The organism is Neisseria sp. P0021.S005, from assembly GCF_051956955.1.
In genome coordinates this window covers 1-5,513 of record NZ_JBQCWY010000175.1, presented here as the reverse complement: position 1 = coordinate 5,513, position 5,513 = coordinate 1, and the positions used below count along the sequence as shown (strand labels likewise).

Sequence of the window (5,513 nt, the reverse complement as noted above, 5' to 3'; positions counted from 1 at the left end):
AAAAATCACTCATGTATCAGACACAAAAAGGCTTCACCCTAATTGAGTTGCTGATCGTCATTACTATTGCAGCAGTAATGGCCGTCATCGCACTTCCCAATATGAATCAATGGATTGCCTCCAGACGTGCAGCATCGCAAGCAGAGCAAATTGCCAATCTGCTGCGCTTCGCGCGAAATGAGGCCGTCCGTCTCAATCTTCCCGTTTACATCTGCCCGGTCAAAATCAAATCCGATGGCTCGCCCAATAATGGTTGCGATTCCAAATATGCCGGTAATGGTATGTTGGCCTACGCCGATAAAAACGAAGACTTACGCTATCAAAACGATACTGTCGATTTATCCATCCGCTCCATTATCCTTAATGGAGATACTGACAAAGTGGAATACAGCTTTAACTATATCCCTATCGGCAATGACCGTTCTGCCCTCTCTGCTTCAGCTCCAAAAGAAGTCTGGTGGAGATTTCTTCCCAATGGTACATTTGGCCATTCAATCGATGGAAAGAATTATCAATTTTCAGACGGCCACATCAAAATCAGCCTGACGGATAAATCCGCCACCGATGCTGAAACCAAGAAAGCCCGTGCTACCGTACTTTTAATCAATGGCAATGGGCATGTCGAAATCTGTGCTAAAAACGATGAGCGCAAAATGTGTGAATACACTTCCAAAGAATAACAACGGTATCTTATGAACATTACTAATCCTACTCATCTCAGATCATTTAAAGGCCGTCTGAAAACGAGCTCATCAAGCTTTACCCCAAAACTTCAATCAGGCATGACCCTGATTGAAGTTTTGATTGCCATGTTTGTCCTTGCTATCGGCGTACTGGCCCTTCTGGCTGTTCAATTACGTACCGTATCCAACGTGCGTGAGTCTGAAAATCAAACCACAGTCGCCCAAATTACGCAAAATTTGATTGAAGGCATGCTCATTAATCCGACGCTCTCTGAAGAAACCGATACTGCAGGCGAAAAAACTACTCGTTATAAAAAATCCTACGATGCCTACCTCAAATCAGACTCTAAACAAACTGCAAAATTTGAAGCCAAAATGACCAAAGCGCAACTTGCGCAGGCGCAAATTGCCCAGTTTAAGGCCGACTTAGCCAAAGCCCTTCCCGAAGCCCAAGTCTTCTCGACCATCTGTAAAGATTCTTCCGGTGCAGAGCCGACTTACGAAAATGGGTTTAACGCAAAATGCGATGGCAAAGGCGACACGACCATCGTGAAAGTTTTATGGTTGCAAGATGTCGAAGAAGAAAATAGCGCAAAAAATCTCAATAAATCGGGGCATCACGTTGTCTATACCTACCAATCACGCGTAAGAGACTAACAATGAACAATAAACGCTTACTCAACCATATTCCCAATAAAACCGCGATGCGCGGTTTCAGCATCCTTGAATTTCTGGTTGCCAGTCTGCTCAGTATGATCGTCTTAATGGCTGTCAGCTCCACCTACTTCACTGCACGCGGATTAAACAAATCTGCCAACTCCCGCATCGGTATCCAGCAAGATTTGCGCAACACCGCCAATATGATCGTCCGCGATGCGCGTATGGCAGGCAATTTCGGTTGCTTCAATATGTCGAATTCTCCCGCCTCTGCAGTAATAGAAGACAAAAGCTCAGATGAATATGCCTTGAAAACAGCCGGTGTTAATAAGCTGTTACCTGTTAAAGAAATCAATAAATTAAGCTATACCGGCTTTGCTCAAACCGGCAAAGCCCTGCTGTTCCAATACGGTATCGACAAAGCAGACTCAACTGAAAAAACTGCCATTGCCAGCAGCTGCTACGGTATTGCCAAACCTCACACAGAAATTAAAGATTTGGCTGCGGCAAAATCGGCTTTAAAAATTACCAACTCTGATCAAGACGGCAGTATCGCCATCATGAAACATGAAATAATTGCCTACGCTGTCGGCAAACTTGGCGAAGAGAGCGGTTTGTTCCGTTTCCAATTATCAAATGATGGCTCATGGAGTAATCCGCAGCTGTTGATTAAAGGCATTACAACCATGGATATCCACTATATCTATGCAGAATGTCCTAATTCTGAAAATGCATCTGCCAGCGGAGTAAATACAGAATCATTTGATTACAAAAACGCATTGGATATCTCAGCTGAGGCTAAGTCTCCGGCTTCTATCCAAATCGTACTGAATAACGGCAGTATTGACCCATCAAAAGAACAAGACAATAAAGTCGATATCTATAATATTAATGCCACTATCCGCGGAGGAAACGTATGCGCCGACCGATCACTCTAATCAAACCTGACCGGCAGCAGGGCTATGCTTTGTTTATCGTTTTAATGATGATGGTCGTCATCGCCCTGCTCGTGGTCACAGCTACCCAGTCCTACAATACTGAACAGCGTATCAGCGCCAACGATGCCGACCGCAAACTGACAACCACTTTGGCCGAAGCGGCATTGCGTGAAGGTGAAAATCAAATTTTTGATATTGAAGGGAAAAAGACTACTTTTACCGCAAAATGTGAAAAAGGTTTATGTTCCACACCAAATGTCAAATCCAATGGCGATTTTACTGAAGAAGGTAGCCCAACCGTAGATGCTTGGAAGCGTAAATGCGACAAAAGCCTGTGTATTGACACCAATGGTACGGAATATCCTTTAGATAAAAAAAGCGGCATCGCAAACAATCCACGCTACATCATCGAATATTTAGGCAAAACTACCGAGGGTCGAATTACCTACCGCGTTACTGCCAAAGCATGGGGTAAGAATGCCAATACCCAAGTCGTCCTTCAGTCTTACGTTGCCAGCGAATAATAAAATGAATACTACCTCTACCCAACAACTAGGCTTTACGCTGGTTGAGATGATGATTGCCGTCGCCATCTTAGCCATTCTGAGCATCATTGCCATTCCCTCTTACAACCGCTACATTGAACGCGGCTACCAATCACAAGCGCATGCCGAGTTAGTTGCCATCAATTCTGCTTTTAAAACCCAGATGGTTAAAAATCCAAAGTGGAAAACTGATGAGATTAAAACCAAGTTGGATGACTTTATTTCCTCATATAAAGGCCATAAAGATTTGGCAGACAAATACCAATACTCTGCCGAAATGATTGATACCAATAAAAGCCGAGCCTATCGTTTGAAAGCCATTCCCACAAAAACTGGCTACACCCTTTCCGTTTGGATGGATAGTTTGGGCAATGCTTACAAATGCACTGATATGGATTCTGCCAAAGATTTCAAAACCACAATGACCAATGGAAAAGGTTGCGAATCGGTTTCCAAAAAGAAATCTTCTTAGTCTGACAACCATAAAAAAGCAGTGTCATTTTATCGACACTGCTTTTTATATTTTACTGTTTCCAATCATCGTCTCGGCGTTGGCGTTTCAACAAGATCCTGACTGCGCCATCATTGCCTTGTCGAGGCTCGACATAAGCCAATACATCAGGATGCTGCATCAACCAGCGACGCGTCATATTTTTCAAAACCGGTTTATAGCCTGCAGAACCCAAGCCGCTGCCGTGGACAATCTCGCCGCAAACACCGCGTTTTTTCGTAAACTCAATAAATTCGTTCAATACCTGCTGCGCTTCTTCCTGCGTATAGCCGTGCAAATCTACATCCGCCACCACGGGATAATGGCCGTTTCGCAAACGCATCAAATCATTTTTACCCTGCCCGTTTTTACTGAACGAAGCCGGCGGTTCTTCCCAGCCGCCGCTGCCTACATAAAAATAATCTTCCTGCTCCAAAGTCGCCATTTCTTTAGGTCGCGGCTTGATAGGTGATTTATCACGAGGCTGTTCATAATAGTTGCCGGCATTTTTCAACGGCGTAACCTTGCCAACCGCCTTGCTGAAATCTACATCCTCTACCAGCTTTTTAGCCTTCGCTTCGGCTTCCCGCTCCGCGGCTTCCTTTTTCACCTGTTTGCCCAAAGCCTTCAGCGTTTCTTGAAAGTTTGCCGTCATGGTTTGTCCTTTCCAAAAAATTGATTGCGCACATTATAGCAAACCCGATTACAAGACCGTCTGAAAGACTCTTATCATCGCTTCTTGTTTAGGGTATAGTATTAACGTATTGCCAGTCTTACAAAAGAGAGAAAATATGTTTAAACGCCCGGAAGAAATCATCGTCTTGGTACTTGCCCTATTATGGGTCGCACTCAGCTACTACTTCGCCGCCATCCTGATTTCAGATGCCTACACCATCCTCCTGATTACCGTATTGACCTTTATTTGGGCGATTGCATGCTTCCTCTTGTGGCAACGCAACCTAAGCCGTCATATTTGGCCGCTGTTCCTCGGCAGCCTGGTTGCCTGCTGGTGGCCGTACTTCACTTGGCTTGCAAGCGACGTTCCCGAAGGCACATGGTATTCAGGCTGGACATTCAAATCCATTATCTCCCTGATTCCCGTTGTAGCCGCTTATGTCTTCAAGTGGAAACGAAGCCGGAAAAACAAAATTTCCGATACCCTCGCCTGATACCTTACGCCGTCTTTTTCAGACGGCGTTTTCCATATCTGACATAGCGCTCAGACTGTCAACAATCCTAATAAAATGCTATACTCTTCACACGATTTAACACCCTAAAACAGGCCGTCTGAAAGACTTATCAAGATGATCAGCAAACAAGAATACCAAGCCCAAGCCGCACAAGGTTACAACCGCATTCCACTCGTTCAAGAGCTGCTTGCCGATTTGGATACACCGCTCTCAATCTATCTCAAACTTGCCAACAAGCCTTTCACCTACCTGCTCGAATCCGTTGTCGGTGGCGAACGCTTTGGCCGCTATTCCTTCATCGGCCTGCCTTGCAGCCACTATCTCAAAACCAGCGGCAAACATGTCGATGTATATCAAAACGGCGAAATCATCGAACAACATGACGGCAATCCCCTGCCCTTTATCGAAGCTTTCCACAACCGCTTCAAAACGCCCGAAATCCCAAGCCTGCCGCGCTTTACCGGCGGCCTGGTCGGCTACTTTGGTTATGAAACCATCTACAATTTCGAACATTTTGCGCACCGCCTGAAACATACGGCCAAAGCCGATCCACTCGGTACGCCCGACATCCTCCTGATGCTCTCGCAAGAGCTTGCCGTAGTGGATAACCTAAGCGGCAAAATCTACCTGATTGTTTATGCCGATCCGTCTCAAGCCAACGGCTACGAACGCGCACGCGAACGTCTTGAAGACATCCGTACCCAGTTACGCCAAAGTTGTGCCATCCCGCTTTCCCTCGGCAGCAAGCAGACGCAAGCAGTCAGCGAATTTGGAGAAGAACCTTTCAAAGCCTGCGTCAATAAAATCAAAGACTACATCTTTGCAGGCGACTGCATGCAGGTTGTCCCCAGCCAACGCATGAGCATGGAATTTACCGACAATCCGCTTGCCCTCTACCGCGCCCTGCGTACGCTGAACCCATCGCCGTATATGTTCTACTACGATTTCGGCGATTTCCATATTGTCGGCTCTTCGCCCGAAATCCTCGTCCGCCGCGAACGCGACGATGT

At 45.9% G+C, this 5,513-nt stretch carries 8 protein-coding genes; 7 read left to right on the top strand and 1 reads right to left on the bottom strand.

Features of this window, described 5'->3' with window-relative positions:
- The first annotated feature begins 11 nt into the window (after positions 1-11).
- The 5 genes from ACTHUE_RS10235 to ACTHUE_RS10215 are packed head-to-tail and all read left to right on the top strand — an operon-like array spanning position 12 to position 3,295.
- Entirely contained in the window at positions 12-680 is a 669-nt protein-coding gene (locus tag ACTHUE_RS10235; RefSeq protein WP_070695561.1) for a pilus assembly FimT family protein, read from the top strand.
- Positions 681-692: 12 nt separating this feature from the next.
- Complete coding sequence (pilV, locus tag ACTHUE_RS10230; protein WP_191620578.1) at positions 693-1,340, top strand: type IV pilus modification protein PilV; 648 nt, start codon at positions 693-695, stop codon at positions 1,338-1,340.
- A gap of 2 nt (positions 1,341-1,342) precedes the next feature.
- On the top strand, positions 1,343-2,278 hold the full coding sequence (locus ACTHUE_RS10225; protein WP_070695559.1) for a PilW family protein: 936 nt from the start codon (positions 1,343-1,345) through the stop codon (positions 2,276-2,278).
- Entirely contained in the window at positions 2,257-2,802 is a 546-nt protein-coding gene (locus ACTHUE_RS10220; protein ID WP_440361174.1) for a pilus assembly PilX family protein, read from the top strand. Before ACTHUE_RS10225 ends, ACTHUE_RS10220 begins: the two co-directional genes overlap by 22 nt.
- Positions 2,803-2,806: 4 nt before the next feature.
- Positions 2,807-3,295, top strand: coding sequence for a PilX family type IV pilin (locus ACTHUE_RS10215; RefSeq protein ID WP_070460866.1), 489 nt, complete (start codon positions 2,807-2,809; stop codon positions 3,293-3,295).
- A 52-nt stretch (positions 3,296-3,347) separates the two neighbouring features.
- Here ACTHUE_RS10215 and ACTHUE_RS10210 read toward each other — a convergent pair whose 3' ends face one another.
- Positions 3,348-3,968: a Smr/MutS family protein gene (locus ACTHUE_RS10210; protein WP_070460868.1), complete on the bottom strand. Its 621-nt coding sequence runs from the start codon at positions 3,966-3,968 to the stop codon at positions 3,348-3,350.
- Positions 3,969-4,104: 136 nt separating this feature from the next.
- Here ACTHUE_RS10210 and ACTHUE_RS10205 point away from each other — a divergent pair, with 136 nt between their 5' ends.
- Both ACTHUE_RS10205 and ACTHUE_RS10200 read left to right on the top strand, forming a co-directional pair.
- A complete protein-coding gene (locus tag ACTHUE_RS10205) occupies positions 4,105-4,482 on the top strand; it encodes a hypothetical protein (protein ID WP_070695557.1) in 378 nt (125 codons plus the stop codon).
- 135 nt (positions 4,483-4,617) lie between these two features.
- Positions 4,618-5,513: chorismate-binding protein (locus ACTHUE_RS10200; protein WP_440423412.1), on the top strand; the 896-nt coding region annotated here is incomplete at its 3' end.

Coding starts and splice junctions, on each gene's coding strand:
- ACTHUE_RS10205 (WP_070695557.1), top strand. CDS start 4,105: ATGTTTAAACGCCCGGAAGAAATCATCGTCTTGGTACTTGCCCTATTA.
- ACTHUE_RS10215 (WP_070460866.1), top strand. CDS start 2,807: ATGAATACTACCTCTACCCAACAACTAGGCTTTACGCTGGTTGAGATG.
- pilV (WP_191620578.1), top strand. CDS start 693: ATGAACATTACTAATCCTACTCATCTCAGATCATTTAAAGGCCGTCTG.
- ACTHUE_RS10225 (WP_070695559.1), top strand. CDS start 1,343: ATGAACAATAAACGCTTACTCAACCATATTCCCAATAAAACCGCGATG.
- ACTHUE_RS10220 (WP_440361174.1), top strand. CDS start 2,257: ATGCGCCGACCGATCACTCTAATCAAACCTGACCGGCAGCAGGGCTAT.
- ACTHUE_RS10235 (WP_070695561.1), top strand. CDS start 12: ATGTATCAGACACAAAAAGGCTTCACCCTAATTGAGTTGCTGATCGTC.
- ACTHUE_RS10210 (WP_070460868.1), bottom strand. CDS start 3,968: ATGACGGCAAACTTTCAAGAAACGCTGAAGGCTTTGGGCAAACAGGTG.